The organism is Nonomuraea ceibae (assembly GCF_019396325.1).
Classification (GTDB): domain Bacteria; phylum Actinomycetota; class Actinomycetes; order Streptosporangiales; family Streptosporangiaceae; genus Nonomuraea; species Nonomuraea ceibae.
In genome coordinates this window covers 37473-57195 of sequence record NZ_JAHKRO010000023.1, presented here as the reverse complement: position 1 = coordinate 57195, position 19723 = coordinate 37473, and the positions used below count along the sequence as shown (strand labels likewise).

Here is a 19723-nt window from a genome sequence, read left to right as displayed (position 1 = left end):
CGTGACCTACTCATGCAGGTCAGAGCGTCGTATTGGGGTTCAGTTGGCAGATTCCAGAAGTTGCATTGACTTCCAGCGAAGGATGACCCTCTGGTACATGGCATAGGCAAGTTCTTCTTGACCCGTGTCCAGACCCGTCAAAGCGGCCGAAAGCTCCGCAACCGACTGGTCCGCCTGGAGGGCGTCGTCGTCCATCAGATGCACCAGACCGCCGTAGTCGAGCTCGACCAGCGAGTGCGGATGGAACTCCTCCAGCCACCGCGCCACGTCCTCCACGTCGAAGTTGGGCGAGGTGTCGCCCAGATGGCGGCGCAGCACCTGCAGCGCCCGCGCCGCCCGCCTCCGGGCCTGCGCCATGGACGTCACGTAGATGAGGTTGCGCCCCGTCGTGGTGGTCACGTCCTGCCCGGGTGTGGAGGAGCCGAGCACCAGCCAGCGCTCGTTCCCGTCGAAAGGCACGAACCATGACGGCGGCACGTGCCACGCCGTGGTGCGGATGTGGGTGCGCAGCGCCGACGAGCCGCCGGCGCGCTTGTAGCGGTCGAAGTCGTCGGCCGTCTGGTCGGCGATCGTCTTGGAGACGATGCGGTCCATCAGCTTGGCCGGAGTGCTCCCGCGCAGCTTCGAGAAGGCCAGCCAGGAGCGCAGCCGGGTCTGCCAGGGGCACACGTACAGCCGGTCCTCCACGCGCCGCAGGTAGGCGTTGGGGCTCTCCTGCGAGGGGACCAGCTCGGGAGGGGCGCCGAGCAGCCGCCTGACGGCCTCGCCGTGCTCGACCTGGAGCGCGTTGGCGCGGCGCGGGCGGTCGTTGGAGTCGGCATAGTCGGCCCAGACCTTGCGCTCAGACTCGGCGAACGCGGTCAGCGGCTCATAGACGCGGAGGTAGGCGGCATAGGGCAGCACGCACGCATCGTGTCATGAAGCCGTCGGCGCTCGCACTGTGGCGCCCATTACGCTGGTAGGCGATCTCCGCCGCGACGGGGCGGCGGACCGGACAGGGAGTCACTACCGTGACCGACGTCTTCGGCACGTCCCACAAGGACGTCCACGAGCAGGTCGTCTTCTGCGCCGACGAGCAGAGCGGCCTGCGTGCCATCATCGCCATCCACAACACCCAGCTCGGCCCCGCCCTCGGCGGCACCAGGTTCTACCCGTACGAGAGCGAGCAGGCCGCGCTCGCCGACGTGCTGAACCTGGCCAAGGGCATGGCCTACAAGAACGCGCTGGCGGGGCTCGACCTCGGCGGCGGCAAGGCCGTCATCATCGGCGACCCGGCCCGTGACAAGAGCGAGGCGCTGCTGCGCGCCTACGGCCGCTTCGTCGAGACGCTCGGCGGGCGCTACATCACCGCCTGCGACGTCGGCACCTACAGCGAGGACATGGACGTCGTGGCCCGCGAGTCGCGCCACGTGACCGGCCGCACCCTCGCCAACGGCGGCGCCGGCGACTCCTCCATCCTCACCTCCTACGGCGTCTTCCAGGGCATGCGCGCCTCGGCCGAGCGCGTCTTCGGCACGCCGTCGCTGCGCGGCAGGCGCGTCGGCGTCGAGGGCGTCGGCAAGGTCGGCCACCGCCTGGTCGACCTGCTCCGCGAGGACGGCGCCGACGTGGTGATCTGCGACGTCAGCGAGCAGGCCGTCGAGCGGGTGCGGCAGCGCCACCCGGAGGTCGACGTGGTGGCCGACGCGCAGGCCCTCACCGAGGCCGACATCGACGTGTTCGCGCCGTGCGCGCTGGGCGGCGCGCTCGACGACGCCACGGTGGCCAGGCTGCGCGCCAGGATCGTCTGCGGCGCCGCCAACAACCAGCTCGCCCACTCCGGCGTGGAGAAGCAGCTCGACGAGCGCGGCATCCTGTACGCGCCCGACTACGTGGTCAACTCGGGCGGCGTCATCCAGGTGGCCGACGAGATCTCGGGCTTCGACATGGAGCGGGCCAGGGCCAAGGCCGCCCAGATCTACGACACGACTCTGAAGATCTTCGGGATCGCCGCCGACGAGGGCGTTCCTCCGGCGGTCGCAGCGGATAGGCTGGCTGAACGTAGAATGTCGGAAGTCGGGCGCATTAGGGGCATTTGGCTGGGCCGCTGACGCCCCGCGCCCATACGACGTACCGAGCTGGGCACAAAACAGGTACGGTAATAGGCGAACGATAGGCTGACGCCCAAAGTCAGGGCGGCGTCAGTGTGTGGTGCGTTAGCGACGAGGGGTCGGGGACGACCCCACACGAGGGGGTCGAGCCAATGGGGCGCGGCCGAGCAAAGGCCAAGCAGGTCAAGGTTGCTCGCCAGCTGAAGTACAACAGCGGTGGCACGGATCTTGACCGACTTCGCGACGAACTCGGGGTCGGTGACCCCGGCCGCAACGACGACGCCGACGACCTCAACGACGAGCTGGCGGATCGCTATGCCGATTACGCCGACGGCTACGGTGCCGGAGACGACGACGATGATCGTCCCTCCGGCCGTCGATAGCCGTTCCTCCGCGTGACGTGGGTTCGCGTTCCGGCGCGGACCCGCTCAACGAGTGTCGGGCCCCACGGGTGACCGTGGGGCTTTGTCGTGCGTGCCCATAACGTGTCGACGGCGCCACGTACCATTAGGGCATGGACGTGCTGACAGGCGAGCCGCTGGCCCTGGACCTGGTCAACACGCGGGCCAGCACGCCCGCGGGCGACGTGGACTTCCTCGGCACCGCCGACGGCCTCGGCGTCTGGCTGGCCCGCCAGTCCGACCGGCTGGGCGGCCTCCCGCAGCCGCTCACGGCCGACGGCCTCGCCGCGGTGCACCGGCTCCGCGCGCACGTCGAAGCGGCCGTCACGGCCGTCGTCGCGGGCCAGGCGCCGCCCGCCGCAGCCGTCGCCGCGCTGAACGAGGCGGCCCGCGCCGCCCCCACCCACCTGTTCCTGGGCGGCTCCGGCGTGGAGACCCGCCGCGACGCCGCGCCGCTCGACCGGCTGCTCGCCGAGCTCGCCGAAGCCGCCATCACGCTGCTCGGCACGCCCGGAGCGAGCAGGATCAGGTCCTGCGAGGCCCCGGGCTGCCGGATGCTGTTCCTTCCCGCCCACCCGCGACGCCGCTGGTGCTCGCCCGAGCTGTGCGGCAACCGGGTCCGGGTGGCCCGCCACTACGAGCGGGCCAGGAGCGGTCAGGCGTAGGCCGCCCGGCCCGAGCCGGGCACGATCTCGCCCATCACCCACGCGGGCAGGCCCCGCCCGGCCAGCAGGCGGATCGCCGCGTCGGCGTCGCCGGCCGCCACGATCGCCGCCATGCCGACACCCAGGTTGAAGGTGCGGTCGAGATCCTTCTGCGCGATGCCGCCGTGACCGGCCAGCACCTCGAAGATCGCCGGCGGGGTCCAGGAGGAACGGTCCAGCCGGGCGTCGAGATGCTCCGGCAGCGAGCGCGACAGGTTGCCCTCGACGCCGCCGCCCGTGATGTGCGAATAGGCGTGCACGTCGACCGCGCGGGCCAGCTCCAGGCAGTCGAGCGAGTAGATGCGCGTCGGCTCCAGCAGCTCCTCGCCCAGCGGCCGCCCCAGCTCGGGCGGCTCGCTGTCGAGCGTCAGCGCGGAGTTGGCGATCACGTGGCGGACCAGCGAATAGCCGTTGGAGTGGACGCCCGACGACGCCAGCCCCAGCACCACGTCACCCTCGCGGACCCGGGCCGGGCCCAGCATCCGGTCGGCCTCCACCACGCCCGTGCCCGCGCCCGCCAGGTCGTACTCGTCCGGGCCCATCGCGCCGGGATGCTCGGCCGTCTCGCCGCCCACCAGCGCCGCCCCGGCCAGCCGGCAGCCCTCGGCGACGCCGCCGACGATCTCCGCCACCCGCTCCGGCAGCACCTTGCCGCACGCGATGTAGTCGGTCATGAACAGCGGCTCGGCCCCGCACACCACCAGGTCGTCCAGCACCATGCCGACCAGGTCGATGCCGATCGTGTCGTGCTTGCCGTACTGCTGGGCGAGCATCACCTTCGTGCCGACCCCGTCGGTGGACGTGGCCAGCAGCGGCCGCTTGTAACGCAGCAGCGCCGAGGCGTCGAACAGCCCGGCGAACCCGCTCGCGTCGTCGACCACCTCCGGCCGCCGCGACCGCGCCACCTTGTCCTTCATCAGCGTGACAGCGCGCTCACCGGCCTCGATGTCGACCCCGGCCGCCTCGTACGTGCTCATGCCTTGCTCTCCAACACGAACTTGCCCACGTTGTCCTGGTCGATGGGGATGGGGTAGGAGCCGTCGAAACAGGCCCGGCACAGCCGCTCCGCCGGGATCGTCGTCGCCTCGGTCAGCCCTTCGAGCGAGATGTAGCCCAGCGAGTCGGCGCCCAGCGAGGCGCGGATCTCCTCGACCGACAGCGAGCCCGCGATCAGCTCCGCCCGCGTGGCGAAGTCGATGCCGTAGAAGCACGGCCACGCCACCGGCGGCGACGAGATCCGCACGTGCACCTCACGGGCGCCCGCCTCGCGCAGCATCCGCACGATCGCCCGCTGCGTGTTGCCGCGCACGATCGAGTCGTCCACCACGACCAGCCGCTTGCCCTCGACGACCTCGCGCAGCGGGTTGAGCTTCAGCCTGATGCCGAGCTGGCGGATCGTCTGCGACGGCTGGATGAAGGTCCGGCCCACGTACGAGTTCTTCACCAGGCCCTGGCCGTACGGGATGCCGCTCTCCTCGGCGTAGCCCACGGCCGCCGGGGTGCCCGACTCGGGCGTGGGGATCACCAGGTCGGCCTCCACCGGGTGCTCGCGGGCCAGCACGCGGCCCACCTCCACCCGGGTCACCTGCACGCCGCGGCCCGCGATCGTCGTGTCGGGGCGGGCCAGGTAGACGTACTCGAACAGGCAGCCCTTGGGCTCGGCCAGCGCGAACCGGCGCGACCTCACCCCGCGCTCGTCGATCGTCAGCAGCTCGCCCGGCTCGATCTCGCGGGTGAACGTGGCGCCCACGATGTCGAGCGCCGCGGTCTCCGAGGCGACCACCCAGCCGCGCTCCAGCCTGCCCAGCACCAGCGGGCGGATGCCCTGCGGGTCACGGGCCGCGTACAGCGTCTTCTCGTCCATGAACACCAGCGAGTAGGCGCCCTTGACCTGCGGCAGCAGCTCAGCGGCCGAATCCTCGATGGAACGGCTGCGATCCTGCGCCAGCAGCGTGGTCAGGACCTCGGTGTCGGTCGTCGCCCGCGTGGCGCCCGGCTCCAGCCGCTCGGCCAGCTCCGGGGTGTTGATCAGGTTGCCGTTGTGGGCCAGCGCGAGACCGCCCACCTCGGTCGAGCTCAGCGTCGGCTGCGCGTTCTCCCACACGCTGGAGCCCGTCGTGGAGTAGCGGCAGTGACCCACCGCGATGTGGCCGCGCAGCGTGCCCAGCACCGACTCGTCGAAGACCTGGGCCACCAGGCCCATGTCCTTGTAGACGAGGATGCGGCTGCCCTCGCTGACCGCGATGCCCGCGGACTCCTGGCCGCGGTGCTGCAACGCGTACAGCCCGTAGTAGGTGAGTTTGGAAACTTCCTCGCCTGGCGCCCAGACGCCGAAGACACCACAGGCATCCTTCGGAGCGCGGTCTTGGGGGTCCAGGTCATGGCCGAGCCGGCCGTCGCCCTTCAGCACATGCTTCAGTCTAGGTTGCGGCCTTCCGTGCTCGCACACCCGGGTTGTTTGAGCCAAGGATGACCCCTGTCTTACCGTGTCGGATGGTTTCGAAGGGCGCTCCCGCGAAAAGGTGAAGTATCCGGCATTCGACTCGTCGGGGGAGACGCAGACGTGACCACACCTGGGGACCCGAACCAGCCTCGCCCGCGCGAGAACCGTCCCAGCCCGGACGAGCCCGCCCACGAGCCTCCCGTCCAGGAGCCCGGCCAGACGGCCGCGCACGCCTGGTGGGCCGAGGGCGCCGCCGAGGAGCCCGCCCCCGACCGGCCCGCCCGCGAGCGGGGGGAGCCGTCCGGGACGGAGGAGCCCGGCGAGGGGCCCGGGGAGGGGCCCGGGGAGGGCGAGGAGCCGATCGCCCCGGCGCCGCCCGTGGTCCCCCAGCCCGGCACGCCCGCCCCGCCGCGGCCCGGTCCTGAGCCCCGGCATCCCGATCTGCCCACGGCGCCCGAGACGCCGCCGCCCGCGACGGCCCCCGACGAGGCGGACGCGGAGCGCACGGCGGTGTTCGGCACGCCCGACTGGAACCGTTCCGGCGACACGCAGTCCTACCCGATGCCCGGCTCCACCCCGTCGTACCCCGGCTGGGAAGGCGCCGCCTCGGACGACGAGCCCGGCCCCTCGGGCCCCCGCACCCCGTCCCGCTACGACCCGGCCCCCTCGGACCGCCCCTCCTTCGAGCCGCCGACCCCCGAGACCCCGGACGAGACCAGGGCCCAGGGGACCCCGTACAGCCCGCTGGCCCCTCAGGGAGAGACCCCCCAGGGGCACGAGACAGGCGCCGCGCACCCGTACGGGAGCGGGGCCGCGCAGGAGGGCCCCACGTACGGGACAGGCGCCTCCCAGCCGGAGGGCGCCCCCTACGGAGAGGGCGCGCCGCACGGGGAGGGGCAGGAGCCCGCGGTGCCGGGGACGGCGCCGTCGAGTCCGTACGGGGGAGCGCCGGGGGCGGGCCCGGTGTACGGGTCGCCGCCCGGCGGGGCGTACACGCCGCCTCCCGGCGGGGCGGGGCAGTATCCCCCCGACTGGCGGCCGCCGGGTCAGCCGGGCAGCGGGCTGGCGACGGCGTCGCTGGTGCTGGGCGTGGCGAGCCCGTTCCTGGTGTTCGTCTGCTTCATCGGCCTGCTGACGGCGATCCTGTCGATCGTGTTCGGCATCGTGGCGCTGACCAAGCGGGTGGGGAAGGGCCGGGCGATCACCGGCATCGTGCTGAGCGTCGTGGCGCTGGTGCTGTTCGCGGCGGTGGCGATCTGGTTCTGGAACGTGGTGCAGGAGTGCGCCCAGCTCCCGGGCGGCCTGGCCGACCGGTGCTTCGAGGCGCGGATCCCGTGGATGGGCAGCACGCCGTCCTGACGACGCCGACGTAGCCTTCCGGCGCGTTATAGCGGCAAATATTCGGACAGGTCGGCTCGGGATCCGCTGGCCGCCACCGCCCCCTTCCCCCTGGCCTCCTCCCACGTCATCCGCCCCACCGCCAGCTCGATCCACGTGCGCGCGTCCATCTCGACCACGTTCGGCGGCGTTCCCCGCGTGTGGCGCGGCCCCTCGATCGCCTGTACGGCCGCGTACGGCGGCACGCGCACCTCGACGGTCCGCCCGGGCGCGGCCGTCACCAGCCGGTCCAGCAGATGGCGTACGGCCTGCCGCGCGGCGTCGCGCTCGGGCCGCACCCCGCGGTCGTAGGCGGTGAGCACGGCGGTGACGAGGGCGTCGGCCAGCGCGCCGGCGGGCCCGTCGTAAGCCGGTTGGTCGAGGGCGACGAGCTGGGCGTCGAGTGCCTCGCGGAGCTTCGCTGGATCGAGTTTGCGTGGTGGCACGCCACCATTGTGCTCCCTGGAAGCGTTCACCGCGCCGGAGGGCCTCGTTCACCTGCGGTTTCTCCGGTGACCGTAATGTCCGGCTCGAACGATTGCGCACTACCTTGGAGGACCCTGTGGCGAATCTCTCGCCGCGCCGGCTGCTGCCGCTGCTTTCCACCCCGCACAAGGGTGGCCGATCCGCGATGACCTGCCAGTTCCGGTGCGGCAACGCGTGCGCGCATGACGTGGCCAACACGAGCGGCAACCCGTACTTCGGCGAGGTGGTCGAGCAGGCGCTGTCGCGTCGTGGCGCGCTGCGCGCCGGCGCGCTGGGCGTGCTGGTGGCGGGGGCCGGGCTGGCCGGGGCCGCGCCGGCGTTCGCCGACCCGGGCAGGCCGGAGGCGGCCGGTCACCGGGGCGGCGGCCTGGACTTCACGCCCGTTCCTCCGAACACCGACGACAAGCTGACCGTGCCCGACGGCTACCGGTCCTCGGTCGTGGTGCGCTGGGGCGACCCGGTGCTGCCGGACGCGCCCGCGTTCGACTTCGCCAACCAGACGGCCGACGCGCAGGCCAAGCAGTTCGGCTACAACTGCGACTTCGTCACTCTCTTCCCGATGGGCCGCGACCGTGGCCTGCTCTGGGTGAACCACGAGTACAGCGACGAGAACCTGATGTTCCGCGGCTACACCGGCGGCGCCGCCGCGACCGAGGAGCAGATCAAGATCGCGCTGGCCGCGCACGGCGGCTCGGTGGTCGAGGTGGAGCGCGAGCACCGCAGCGGCGAGTGGAAGCTGGTGACCCGGGGCCGCCGCCGCTACAACCGGCGGATCACCGCAACGACGCCGATGCGCTTCACCGGCCCGGCCGCCGGCAGCGACCTGCTGAAGACCGCGGCCGACCCGGCCGGACTCAAGCCGCTGGGCATGCTGAACAACTGCGCCGGCGGCACCACCCCGTGGGACACGGTGCTGACCGCCGAGGAGAACTTCGACCAGTACTTCGTCAACGGCGACAAGGTCCCCGCCGAGCAGAAGCCGTACGTCCAGCGCTACACGCTCACCACGGGCACGCCGGCCGACAACCGCCGCTTCGACCGGGTCGAGGAGCGGTTCGACCTGGCCAAGCACCCGAACGAGGCCAACCGGTTCGGGTGGATCGTGGAGATCGACCCGTTCGACCCGGACGCGACGCCGATCAAGCGGACGGCGCTGGGCCGCTTCAAGCACGAGGCCGCCACGACGACGCTGGCCAAGGACGGCCGCCTGGTCGTCTACATGGGTGACGACTCCCGGTTCGAGTACGTCTACAAGTTCGTCTCGAAGGAGCGCTACCGCCGGGGCAACGACCGGCACAACCGGAGCCTGCTGGACGAGGGCACGCTCTACGTGGCGCGGTTCACCGGCGACAGCCCGGCGGAGGAGATCGACGGCTCGGGCAAGCTGCCGTCCGACGGCGCCTTCGACGGCGCCGGCGAGTGGATCCCGCTGGTCAGCGGCAACGAGTCGCACGTCGAGGGCATGACCGCGGCCGAGGTGCTGGTCTACACGCGCGTGGCGGCCGACAAGGTCGGGGCCACGAAGATGGACCGCCCCGAGGACGTGGAGCGCAACCCGGTCACCGGCGCCGTCTACGTCGCGCTGACCAACAACACCAACCGCACCCCGGCGCAGGCCGACGAGGCCAACCCGCGCTCGAACAACAAGCACGGCCACGTGCTGGAGCTGGTCGAGCGGCGCGGCGACGCGGCGGAGACGACGTTCGCCTGGTCGGTGCCGCTGGTCTGCGGCGACCCGAACGACTCCGGCACCTACTTCGCCGGGTTCGACAAGACCAAGGTGTCGCCGATCTCCTGCCCGGACAACCTGGCCTTCGACCGTGACGGCAACCTGTGGATCTCCACGGACGGCAACAAGCTCGGCAGCCACGACGGCCTGTTCGTCATGCCGGTGCGCGGCCGGGACCGGGGTCACGTGCGGCAGTTCCTCACGGTGCCGGTCGGCGCGGAGACCTGCGGCCCTATGATCACGGAGGACCAGCGCAGCGTGTTCGTCGCGGTGCAGCATCCGGGCGAGGTCGACGGCGCGAGCCCGGACAAGCCCGCCAGCCGCTGGCCCGACGGCGACCAGCCGCGCCCGGCCGTCGCGGTGGTGTGGCACGCCAGGAACAAGAAGATCGGCAGTTGACGTCAAGTTAACTTGAGGTCCTAGGCTCCTCTCCATGAGCATGGAGATGACGGCCTGGCACCAGGTGTACTCGCTGAACAACCGCCCGGAGCGTCGCCAGATATCGAAGGCGACGCTCCGTCGCGTCTGGGGGTTCGCCCGGCCGCATCGCCGCAGGATCACGTTCTTCCTGGCGCTGAGCGTGGTGATGGCGGCCCTGGCGGTCGCCCCGCCGGTGCTGGCGGGCCGGGTGCTGGACGCGATCGGCGCGGGCAAGCCGATGAGCGTGGTGCTCGGGCTGGCGGGCCTGATCGCGGGCCTGGCGGTGGCCGAGGCCGGGCTCGGGCTGCTGACCCGCTGGCTGTCGTCGGGGCTGGGCGAGAACCTGATCCTGGACCTGCGCACGGCCGTCTTCGACCACGTGCAGAAGATGCCGATCGCGTTCTTCACCAGGACGCGCACCGGCGCCCTGGTCAGCCGGCTCAACAACGACGTGATCGGCGCGCAGCGGGCGTTCACCGACACGCTGTCCAGCGTGGCCGGCAACGTGGTGACGCTGGTGCTGGCGCTGACCGTGATGATCGGCATCTCCTGGCAGATCACGCTGCTGGCGTTGCTGCTGCTGCCGGTGTTCGTGCTGCCCGCGCGCCGGATGGGCGTGCGCATCGCCCGGCTGCGCCGCGAGGCCGCCGACCACAACGCGGCGATGGGCACCCAGATGACCGAGCGGTTCTCGGCGCCGGGCGCGACGCTGGTCAAGCTGTTCGGCCGGCCGCGTGCCGAGTCGGCCGAGTTCGCCGCCAGGGCCAGGCGGGTGCGTGACATCGGGGTGCGCACGGCCATGACGCAGTCGGTGTTCGTCACCGCGCTGACGCTGGTCTCCGCGCTCGCGCTGGCCCTGGTGTACGGGCTCGGCGGCTTCTACGCGCTGCGCGACCAGCTCGACCCGGGCTCGGTCGTGGCGCTCGCGCTGCTGATCACCCGCCTCTACTCGCCGCTGACCGCGCTGGCCAGCGCCCGGGTGGACGTGATGAGCGCGCTGGTCAGCTTCGAGCGCGTCTTCGAGGTGCTCGACCTCGAACCGCTCATCAAGGACCGGCCCGGCGCCGGCCAGGTGCCCGACGGGCCGGTCGGGGTCGAGTTCGACAACGTGCGCTTCGCCTACCCGTCGGCCGACAAGGTGTCGCTGGCCTCCCTGGAGGAGGTGGCCGCGCTCGACAGCCGGGGCGGCGTCGAGGTGCTGCACGGCGTCTCGTTCCGGGCCGAGCCCGGCCAGATGGTCGCCCTGGTGGGCTCGTCGGGCGCGGGCAAGTCCACCATCGCCCAGCTCCTGCCCCGCCTGTACGACGTGGACGAGGGCGCGGTGCGGATCGGCGGCGTGGACGTGCGTGACCTGACGGCCGACTCCATCCGCGACACGCTCGGCATGGTCACCCAGGACGGGCACCTGTTCCACGACTCGATCCGGGCCAACCTGCTGCTCGCCCGCCCTGAGGCGGACGAGGAAGAGCTGTGGGAGGTGCTGCGCCGGGCCAGGCTCGCCACGCTGATCGAGTCGCTGCCCGACGGCCTCGACACGGTGGTGGGCGAGCGCGGCTACCGGCTGTCGGGCGGCGAGCGCCAGCGGCTGACGATCGCCCGCCTGCTGCTCGCCAGGCCCCGCGTGGTCATCCTGGACGAGGCCACGGCCGCGCTCGACTCCACCTCCGAGGCCGCCGTGCAGGAGGCGCTGGCCGAGGCGCTCGACGGGCGGACCGCCGTGGTGATCGCGCACCGGCTGTCCACGATCCGCGCCGCCGACGTCATCCTGGTGATCGAGGACGGCCGGGTCGCCGAGCGCGGCACGCACGCCGAGCTGCTGGCCGCCGGTGGCCGCTACGAGGAGCTCTACCGCACTCAGTTCGCCGACCCGGCCATCGCCGCCGCCTGAGGCTCCCCGGTCGTACGGTCCGCGCGCAGCGTGCGGAGCGCGACCGGGATGCCCGCCAGCACCACGACGGCCGCGATCACCAGCGTGAACCGGTAGGCGTCGAGGAAGGCGGCGAGCGGCGGCCCGTCGCCCGCCGCCTGCCGGGAGGTCAGGATCGCGCCCAGCACGGTGATGCCGAGCAGCCCGAAAACCTCCCTCGACACGTTGAGCACCCCGGACGCCACCCCGGACCGGCCGGTGGGCATCCCGCTGAGCACGGCCGCGGTCAGGGGCACCAGCAGGCCGCCGCCGAGCCCGTACAGGACGAACCACGGCAGCACGTCCGCGTAGCCGCCGTCGACGCCGACGCCGGAGATCAGGTAGATCGCGGCCGCCATCAGCGCCAGCCCGAGCGCCACGGTCCTGCCGATGCCCAGCGCCGCGCCGATCCGCTGCGACAGCACCGCGACGACGCCCATGACCAGCGCCATCGGCACGAACGCGGCCCCGGCCTCGGTCGGGCTGAAGCCGAGCACGTTCTGCAGCCAGAGCGCGCTGAAGAAGTAGATGCCGAACACGCCGAACGACCAGATGCCGCTGGTGATCACGCCGCCGGTGAACCGCCTGGCCCGGAAGAGCGACAGGTCGATCATCGGCTCCGCCGCCCGCGCCTCGACCAGCAGGAACGCCACCGCCGACACCGCCGTGACGGCGAACGCGGCGAGGATCTCCGGCGAGGTCCAGCCGGCCGCCTCGCCCTCGATGAGCGCGTAGGTCAGCGCGGACAGCGCGATCGCGGAGGTGGCCAGGCCCGGCAGGTCGAGGCTGTGCCGTACCCGGGTGAAGGCCGGCCGCACCGCCCACAGCGCCAGCCCGAGCGTGGCGACGCCGATCGGCACGTTGATCAGGTAGATCCAGCCCCAGTGCCAGTTCTCGCTGATGAAGCCGCCGGTCACCGGGCCGAGGGCCATGGACAGCGCCCCGGCCGCGCTCCAGATGCCGACCGCGCGACCGCGCTCGGCCCCGTCGGGGAAGATCTGCGTGATCAGTGACAGCGCGGTCGGGGTGAGCAGGGCCGCGCCGACGCCCTGCACCGCGCGGGCGGCGATCAGCGAGCCGCCGTCGGTGGCGAGCCCGGCGGCCAGCGAGGCCAGTGTGAAGACGCCGAGCCCGGCGGCGAACACCCGGCGCGCGCCGAACACGTCGGCCAGCCTGCCCCCGGCCAGCATCAGCCCGGCGAACACCAGGATGTAGCCGCTGACGATCCACTCCAGCCCGGCCAGCGTCAGCCCGAGCTCCCGCTGGATCGTCGGCAGGGCGACGTTGCCGACGTTGTTGTCCAAATACGTCATGAACGTGCCGAGCGTCACCGCGCCCAGCGCCCACCATCTGCGCTCCACGAACCCTCCTATACGACGTACTTGTACGACGTATAGGGAAACTCGTACGGCGTATAGTTGTCAACCGTGATGGGAAAGCTCACCGCGGACGCGATCGTCGAGCGGGCCCTGCGGATCGGCGACGCCGAAGGGCTCGACGCCGTGACCATCAGGCGGCTCGCGACCGACCTCGGCGTCACGCCGATGGCCCTCTACTGGCACTTCAAGAACAAGGACCGGCTCCTGGAGGGCATGGCCGACCACCTCGTCGCCGGGTTCGCCCCCGCGCGCGACGACGAGCGGCCGTGGCAGCAGCGGCTGCGCGAGGTCCTGACCGGCCTGGTCCGCGTGCTGCGCACCCACCCGTGCGCCAAGAGCGTGCTGGAGCAGGTCGACCAGAGCGCGGTGCCGAGCTTCCTGGCCGTGTGGGACGACGCGCTCGGCCTGGCCAGGTCCGCCGGGTTCTCCATGGAGGAGAGCTGCCTGATCTCCAAATACCTGCTGCAGAGCGCCATCTCCATCGCCGACGCCCCGGTGCACTTCACCGCGAGCAACACCCCGGAGGAGGTCGCCGAGCTGGTCCGGGTCAAGCGCCTCGGCCTGCAGTCGCTGCCCGCCGCGACCTACCCGAACCTGGTGGAGATGGCCGGCCCCCTCGTCCAGGTCGACCCCGAGCTCTACGACACGTTCGGCGTCGACCTCGTCCTCGCGGGCATAGAAGCCCTGGCGGCCAGACGCTAGGGTCCTGGCCATGACCTTCGAGCTGGTATGCGAAATCGAGCCGCCCACCACGCCCGACCTCAAGCGCGTCCGCCACCAGATCGGCACGCTGAGCACGATCGCCCACTCGTTCCTGATCCCCGACAACCACATCGGCCGCGCGACCGTCTCCAGCGTCGCCGTGGCGCACGAGGTCGAGGCGATGGGCGGGCGCAGCATCGCCTGCCTCAACTCGCGCGACCGCAACCTGCTCGGCTTCCGCCGCGACCTGCTCACCGCCGCCGCCTACGGGGTGGACCAGTTCTTGTTCGTCTACGGCGACAAGCCGACCAGCGGCAACCGCACCAGCGACCTGACCGTGCGCTCGATGATCGACGAGGCCCGCGCGTTCTCGCCCGGCCTGCGCGTCGGCGCCGCCGCCGGGCTGCGCCCGCTCCCGGCCTGGAAGCGGGCCGCCGACTTCCTGTTCCTCCAGGCCGGCTTCTCGCTGGAGGCGCTGCTGCGCTGGCGTGAGGCCAACCCGGTCGACGTCCCGGTCTACGCCGGCGTGCTGGTCGTGGCCAGCGCCGGTCACGCCCGCGCCCTGTCGGCCGCCATCCCCGACATCGCGATCCCGGACGAGCTGGTCGCCCGGCTGGCCGACGACCGCATGGCCGGCGTCGAGGCCGCCTGCGCCCAGGTCCTGGCCGTCCGCGACAGCGGCGCCTTCGCCGGGGTGCACCTGATCCCCGTCAGCCGCTACCGCGACGTCGAGTCCCGCCTGTCGGCCGCCCTCAGGTGACCTTGCGCGAGCGGGCCAGGGCCGCCAGCACGGCCCCGGCGACCGCGACCGCGAACAGCACCGCGTACGTGCGCTGGAAGCCCTGCATGAGCTGGTCCACCGCGACCGGCGAGAGCGTCGACAGGGTGCCCGCGTAGACCTGCGCGCGCACCTCGGGCCCGACGGCGCTGCCCAGGACGCTGAGCGACAGGCCGATGCTGAGCACCACGCCCACGTTCATCACCATGAGCCGGAAGCCGTTCACCACGCCCAGGCTGCCGCTGGGCAGGGCGGCCATGACCTGCGTGGTGTTGCCGGTCAGGAAGGCGCCGCTGCCGCACCCGGCCACGAACAGGCCGATCCCGATGATCCAGTACGGGGTGCCGGGGTCGGCCGTCAGCATCAGCACGCCCAGGCCGGTGGAGCTCATCAGCGCGCCGCCGATCGACAGCGCGTACGGGGAGACGCGGCGGCCGAGCGCGCCCACGACGGGCGAGGCCACCGCCATGCCAACGGGCACCGGCAACACGCTGAGCCCGGCCGCGAACGGGTCCACGCCCCGGGCCGCCTGGAAGTACAGCGCCACCACGAGGATCAGCGCGGCCCGGGCGATCGCGTTGCAGAACGACGCCAGGTTGGCGCACGCCAGCATCCGCCCGCCGAACAGCCGCACGTCCAGCACGGGGTGCGAGGCCCGCCGCTCGACCAGCACGATGACCGGGACCAGGACGACGAACACCGCTGCGCCGGCCAGCACGACCGGGCTGGTCAGCCCGCCGGAGCCGGCTTCGGAGAGCGCGAGCAGGATGGCCGACAGCGCGGCGAACACCAGCGCGTTGCCCAGCGCGTCCACCGGCTGCTTGGGCCCGCGCGGCATCTTGCGCAGCGTGACCGCCCCCCAGACGACGGCGATCACCCCGGCGGGCACGTTCACCCAGAAGATCCACTGCCACCCGGCGGTGGAGGCGATCAGCCCGCCCAGCGTGGGCCCGGCGAGCTGGGCCACCGACAGCGTGCCGATGTAGACGCCCATGCCCTGGCTGAGCTTCTCGGGCGGAAACGCGTCGGTGATGATCACGGTCCCGTTCGCCAGGATCATCGCCGCCCCGACGGCCTGCACCACCCGCATCGCGACCAGGAACCACACGTCGGGCGACAGCCCGGCGAGCAGCGACGCCACCGTGAACAGCGCGAACCCGGCCAGGTAGACCTCCCGCCGGCCCAGCAGGTCGGCCACCCGCCCGAAGAACACCAGGCTCGCGGTGTTGACCAGCAGGAACGCCAGCAGGATCCACCCCGACTCGAACGGCGTGGCCTGGAAGTGCCGGACGACCGCGGGGAGCGCCACGTTGAGCGTGCTGCCCGCGATGCCGATGAGGACGAGCCCCAGGCTGGTGACCGAGCAGACGCGCCACGCGTAACGCATCCTGGCATGTTGATCGGGGGAGATCGCGACCATGCCTTCAACTATGACGTACGACGTACGTCCACTTCGCGGCGGGGTGAGGGAAATTCTAGAAAATAGTTCAGCGGGCCCGCCGGCGCAGCCCGTCCAGGTCGTGGACGACCACGCGCCGCCGTCCGGTCTCGATCAGCCCCCGGTCGCGCAGCGAGCGCAACGCCTTGCTGACGGCCTCGCGCGACGCCCCCGTCCAGCCCGCCAGCTCGTCCTGCGACAGCGGCAGCGCCACGCGCAGCCCGCCCGGCGTCTGCTCGCCGTAGCGCTCGGCCAGCTCGATCAGCCGCGTCGCCACCCGTCCCGTCGTGTCGAACGCGCCGTACTCGATCCGCTTGCGGTCGGAGTCGCGCAGCCGCTCGGTGACCAGCCGCAGCAGCAGGACGGCCACCCGCCCGTGATCCTGGAGGAAACCGGTGAAGTCGCGGATCACCACCCCCGAGACCGGCTCCAGCGCGGTCACCGTGGCCGAGCGCGGCGAGCCGTCGATGGCCGACATCTCGCCCAGCAGCGCGCCGGGACCGCGCACCGCGAGCACCACCTCGGTGCCGCCGCTCGTATGGGACGAGACCTTGACCCGGCCCGCGGTCAGCACGAGCACCCAGTCGGAGGTGTCGCCCTCGGTCATCACCGTCGTCCCGCGCTCCCACCGTCGCGGCCGCCCCGCGGCGAGCACCGCCTGGACCTCGTCGGGGGTGAGCGTGGACAGGAACTCGCCGGCCTCTGGCGTCATGCGCCCGATTATGTCCGTACGGAGCGGCGGGCAGCTATGCCATTTCTGTGAGAACGTACGCCTCCACGGGCTCCTCCTTGCCCTTGAGGCTCAGCCTGCCGAGCGGATCGACCCGGGCCCCCGCGCCGAGCTGCTTGAGCGTGGTCGCGCCGATCACCACCGTGCCCGGCTCGGCCAGCGACTGGAGCCGGGCCGCCACGTTCACGCAGTCGCCCATCGCGTTGAAGCCGCGCAGCTCGGGGCTGCCGATGTTGCCGACGAGCGCGGGCCCGGTGTTGACCCCGACGCGGAACGTCGGCCACTCCACGGCCGCCCCCGCCACCTCCCGCGCAACCTCGGCGGCGGCCCGCTGCATGGCGAGCGCCGCCCGGCACGCCGCCTTGGCGTGGCCCGCCTGCGCCGCCGGGGCGTTGAACACCGCCAGCAGCGCGTCACCGACGAACTGCACGATCGTGCCGCCGTTGGCCAGGATGCACGGCACCGCCGCCGTGTGATAGCGGTTCAGCATCTCCACGATCTCGCCCGGCGTCACCCGCTCCGAGAACGTGGTGAACCCCTTCAGATCGGCGAACAGCGAGGTCAGCTCCTGCAACCGGCCGCCCAGCGCCGCCTGGCCCGGATCGGCGAGCAGGGCGTTGGCCACGTCCGGCGACATGTACTGGCGGAAGAGCGTGTCGAGCTCCCGGTAGAGGCGGGCGTTCTCCAGCGAGATCGACAGCTGCCCGGCCAGCGTGGCGGCCAGCGCCTCGTCGTGCGCGCCCCGCCCGGCGGGCACCTCCAGCACGCCGGCCAGCCGGTTCTTCACCGTCAGCGGGTAGGCGACCAGCTCGTCGCGGCGGATCGGCGCGTGCGTGGTGAAGTGATACTCGCGCGACCCGATCCGGGTGCGGCCCTCGGAGACCAGCCCGATCCGCACGTCCCCGTACGCCTGCCTGACCCGGTCCAGGGCCGTGGCCAGCAGCTCGGTCTCGGGCAGGCCGACGCGGGTCCTGGCGCCCACGTCAACCAGCGCGGCCAGCCGTTCCGACAGCGCCCGCTCGTCGGCCAGCGCCCGGCCGGCCCGGTCGAGCACCGCCGCCTGGCCCTCGTTCAGCCGGAACTTGCCCGACAGCCGGGTCGCTGCCAGCGGCTCGCCCCGCCGCACGTGCTCGACGAGCTCCTCCAGCGCCCGGTCGTAGTCCTGCTGGATGCGCCGCACCGTCGCCGAGAGCGTCACCGAGTCGAACAGCCCGGCGCCCGACCCCTCCCGCCTGAACTGCAGGTAGGCGCTGTAGGCGACGAACCCGAACGCGAACGTCAGCAGGACGTGCCACTCCCACCACGTCAGATGCCAGTTGAGCTGCGACATCCCGGCGACCATCGACTCGGCCAGCAGCGCGTAGGCGGTGATGAGGCTGATCAGCATGGCCGACGGCCGCCGCCGGTGCAGCAGGAACATCATCACCCCGGCCGCCGCGAACAGCGCCAGCCCCGGCAGCGACCCCCACGCCACCCACCCGGCGGGCGACCCCTCCGGCGGGCGGCTCAGCGGCGTCCAGCCCGGCAGCAGCGAGGCCAGCCCCCACAGCACCATGAACCCGAACAGCGCCCCGCGCACCGCGTGCTGCGCCTTCAGCACCGCCCGCGCCGCCCGCTCGCCCAGCGGCAGCGCCGAGGCGAACGCGAACCCCGAGGCCACCGTGAGCCCGGCCATCTGCCCCAGGTCGAACCCGAGCGACCCCTTGGGCAGGATGATCTGCGGCGTCGCCAGCCCGTGCATGAAGAAGAACCCGGCACTGCTGACGAACACCATCGAGACCAGGAACAGCCGGGCGTCCCGCCGTCGCCGCGACGCCTCGCTGATCAGCGTGCCCAGCACCACGTTCAGCCCGGCCACGGCGACGATCAGCCAGAAGTGGCTGGGATTGTGGTGCCACATGACGTTCAGGTCCGGCTGGGCGAGCAGCAGCCACAGCCCGAGCATGGGCAGCGCCAGATGGATGACCCAGACGACTCCGCGCACGGGTTGCGTGGCGGGCGGCAGGTAGGGGGCTGACACGCCCCTGATTATCCACGGGCGGGGCCAGGGGCCACTGTGTTGTTTTACGGGTTCGACACTTCTTGACCCGTCAAGTGACGTCAGCCCGTTCTGTCACGCTGTGTTTCGTGATGGATACGTTATGTCACTTCTGCCATCCGATGGAACGGTTGAAACGTGAATCTCATGTTCAACATGAACATCACCTGTTCTTCGGAAGGAAAGCCGTGGCTCTCAAGGTTCGGGGTGGGCGCTCGCTCGCCCTCGTCTCCGCCGGCGCGCTCGCCGCTTCGCTGCTCACCGTGGGTGGCGTCGCGACCGCCTCGTCCGTCTCCTCCGCGGCCGGTGAGGTGACCGCCTGCGTGCACAAGAAGTCCCGCTACGCGCGCATCGTCAACCCGACGGCCAAGTGCCGGACGACCGAGATCCGCATGATCATCGGCGGCGGCGAGACCCAGCCCGCCCTCTCCTCGGGCACCCGCGGCCAGGCCGGCCCCCGCGGCCCCCAGGGCCTCCAGGGCCCGAAGGGCGACGCCGGCCCCGTCGGCCCCCGCGGCCCCCAGGGCAAGCAGGGGCTCCCCGGCAAGGACGGCGCCCCCGGCAAGGACGGACAGCAGGGCCCGGCAGGCAAGGACGGCCAGGACGGCAAGCCCGGCCTCCCCGGCAAGGACGGCAAGGACGGCCAGGATGGCAAGCCGGGCCCCGCGGGCAAGGACGGCCAGGACGGCAAGCCGGGCCTTCCCGGCAAGGACGGGCAGCCGGGGCCGAAGGGCGACACCGGCCCCCGCGGCCCCCAGGGCCCGAAGGGTGACCCGGGCGGCGCGGCCAACCTCTCCACCTACGTGGAGACGGCCTCCATCAAGAACGGCTCCGGCACGGCCACCTGCAAGAGCGGCGACCTGGCGACCGGCGGCGGCTTCTCCGTCGACTGGCGCTACCAGGTGACCGCCAGCATGCCCAGCGGCGGCAACGGCTGGACGGTCCGGGCGAGCAAGGGCAACAACAACGACTACGACGTCAACAGCAAGAGCGCCCAGCCCGAGGTCTCGACCCAGGGCGGCAACCACGGCTCCGCGGGCTCGGTCTACGTCGTCTGCCTGAAGTCCTAGGCACCACACGAAAGTCCCAGGCACAACACGAA

At 72.1% G+C, this 19723-nt stretch carries 17 protein-coding genes; 9 read left to right on the top strand and 8 right to left on the bottom strand.

Annotated elements, in window-relative coordinates; genetic code table 11:
- Nucleotides 1-39: 39 nt before the first annotated feature.
- Nucleotides 40-903, bottom strand: coding sequence for a DUF8083 family protein (locus KME80_RS17570; protein ID WP_219506536.1), 864 nt, complete (start codon nucleotides 901-903; stop codon nucleotides 40-42).
- Between the two features lie 107 nt (nucleotides 904-1010).
- Between KME80_RS17570 and KME80_RS52735 the strand changes: the two genes are divergently transcribed.
- From KME80_RS52735 to KME80_RS17555, 3 genes are all read left to right on the top strand, one after another.
- A complete protein-coding gene (locus KME80_RS52735; protein ID WP_219506535.1) occupies nucleotides 1011-2090 on the top strand; it encodes a Leu/Phe/Val dehydrogenase in 1080 nt (359 codons plus the stop codon).
- Nucleotides 2091-2242: 152 nt separating this feature from the next.
- On the top strand, nucleotides 2243-2473 hold the full coding sequence (locus KME80_RS17560; protein WP_219506533.1) for a DUF3073 domain-containing protein: 231 nt from the start codon (nucleotides 2243-2245) through the stop codon (nucleotides 2471-2473).
- Between the two features lie 131 nt (nucleotides 2474-2604).
- Nucleotides 2605-3156, top strand: a complete 552-nt coding sequence (locus tag KME80_RS17555) for a CGNR zinc finger domain-containing protein (RefSeq protein ID WP_219506532.1) — start codon at nucleotides 2605-2607, stop codon at nucleotides 3154-3156.
- Here KME80_RS17555 and purM read toward each other — a convergent pair.
- A complete protein-coding gene (gene purM / locus KME80_RS17550) occupies nucleotides 3147-4172 on the bottom strand; it encodes a phosphoribosylformylglycinamidine cyclo-ligase (protein ID WP_219506530.1) in 1026 nt (341 codons plus the stop codon). The genes KME80_RS17555 and purM overlap by 10 nt on opposite strands.
- Complete coding sequence (gene purF / locus KME80_RS17545; RefSeq protein ID WP_219506526.1) at nucleotides 4169-5605, bottom strand: amidophosphoribosyltransferase; 1437 nt, start codon at nucleotides 5603-5605, stop codon at nucleotides 4169-4171. Before purF ends, purM begins: the two co-directional genes overlap by 4 nt.
- A 153-nt stretch (nucleotides 5606-5758) precedes the next feature.
- Between purF and KME80_RS17540 the strand changes: the two genes are divergently transcribed.
- On the top strand, nucleotides 5759-6997 hold the full coding sequence (locus tag KME80_RS17540) for a DUF4190 domain-containing protein (RefSeq protein ID WP_219506524.1): 1239 nt from the start codon (nucleotides 5759-5761) through the stop codon (nucleotides 6995-6997).
- Nucleotides 6998-7023: 26 nt separating this feature from the next.
- Here KME80_RS17540 and KME80_RS17535 read toward each other — a convergent pair whose 3' ends face one another.
- Entirely contained in the window at nucleotides 7024-7461 is a 438-nt protein-coding gene (locus KME80_RS17535) for a sterol carrier family protein (RefSeq protein WP_219506523.1), read from the bottom strand.
- 116 nt (nucleotides 7462-7577) lie between these two features.
- Here KME80_RS17535 and KME80_RS17530 point away from each other — a divergent pair, with 116 nt between their 5' ends.
- Together KME80_RS17530 and KME80_RS17525 are read left to right on the top strand one after the other, a co-directional pair.
- The gene (locus KME80_RS17530; RefSeq protein ID WP_219506522.1) at nucleotides 7578-9629 is read left to right on the top strand and encodes a PhoX family protein; all 2052 of its coding nucleotides are present in this window, start codon (nucleotides 7578-7580) and stop codon (nucleotides 9627-9629) included.
- A gap of 34 nt (nucleotides 9630-9663) precedes the next feature.
- The gene (locus tag KME80_RS17525; protein ID WP_219506518.1) at nucleotides 9664-11538 is read left to right on the top strand and encodes an ABC transporter ATP-binding protein; all 1875 of its coding nucleotides are present in this window, start codon (nucleotides 9664-9666) and stop codon (nucleotides 11536-11538) included.
- Here the strand turns inward: KME80_RS17525 and KME80_RS17520 are convergent.
- Nucleotides 11505-12917, bottom strand: coding sequence for a DHA2 family efflux MFS transporter permease subunit (locus tag KME80_RS17520; protein WP_308125805.1), 1413 nt, complete (start codon nucleotides 12915-12917; stop codon nucleotides 11505-11507). The two genes, KME80_RS17525 and KME80_RS17520, sit on opposite strands and share 34 nt — an antisense overlap.
- Nucleotides 12918-12986: 69 nt before the next feature.
- On the opposite strand from KME80_RS17520, the gene KME80_RS17515 reads away from it, so the two are divergent.
- Nucleotides 12987-13637 (top strand): TetR/AcrR family transcriptional regulator, encoded by a 651-nt coding sequence (locus KME80_RS17515; protein ID WP_246645121.1) that lies wholly within the window; start codon nucleotides 12987-12989, stop codon nucleotides 13635-13637.
- A 10-nt stretch (nucleotides 13638-13647) separates the two neighbouring features.
- Nucleotides 13648-14397, top strand: a complete 750-nt coding sequence (locus tag KME80_RS17510; RefSeq protein WP_219506516.1) for a methylenetetrahydrofolate reductase — start codon at nucleotides 13648-13650, stop codon at nucleotides 14395-14397.
- On the opposite strand, the gene KME80_RS17505 is transcribed toward KME80_RS17510, so the two are convergent.
- The 3 genes from KME80_RS17505 to KME80_RS17495 all read right to left on the bottom strand — a co-directional run bounded on the left by KME80_RS17505 (nucleotide 14390) and on the right by KME80_RS17495 (nucleotide 18603).
- Entirely contained in the window at nucleotides 14390-15802 is a 1413-nt protein-coding gene (locus tag KME80_RS17505; RefSeq protein WP_246645110.1) for an MFS transporter, read from the bottom strand. The two genes, KME80_RS17510 and KME80_RS17505, sit on opposite strands and share 8 nt — an antisense overlap.
- A gap of 100 nt (nucleotides 15803-15902) precedes the next feature.
- Complete coding sequence (locus tag KME80_RS17500) at nucleotides 15903-16565, bottom strand: Crp/Fnr family transcriptional regulator (protein ID WP_219506514.1); 663 nt, start codon at nucleotides 16563-16565, stop codon at nucleotides 15903-15905.
- 34 nt (nucleotides 16566-16599) lie between these two features.
- Entirely contained in the window at nucleotides 16600-18603 is a 2004-nt protein-coding gene (locus KME80_RS17495) for an adenylate/guanylate cyclase domain-containing protein (protein WP_308125804.1), read from the bottom strand.
- Between the two features lie 206 nt (nucleotides 18604-18809).
- Between KME80_RS17495 and KME80_RS17490 the strand changes: the two genes are divergently transcribed.
- The gene (locus tag KME80_RS17490; RefSeq protein WP_219506513.1) at nucleotides 18810-19691 is read left to right on the top strand and encodes a collagen-like domain-containing protein; all 882 of its coding nucleotides are present in this window, start codon (nucleotides 18810-18812) and stop codon (nucleotides 19689-19691) included.
- The last annotated feature ends 32 nt before the right edge of the window (nucleotides 19692-19723 follow it).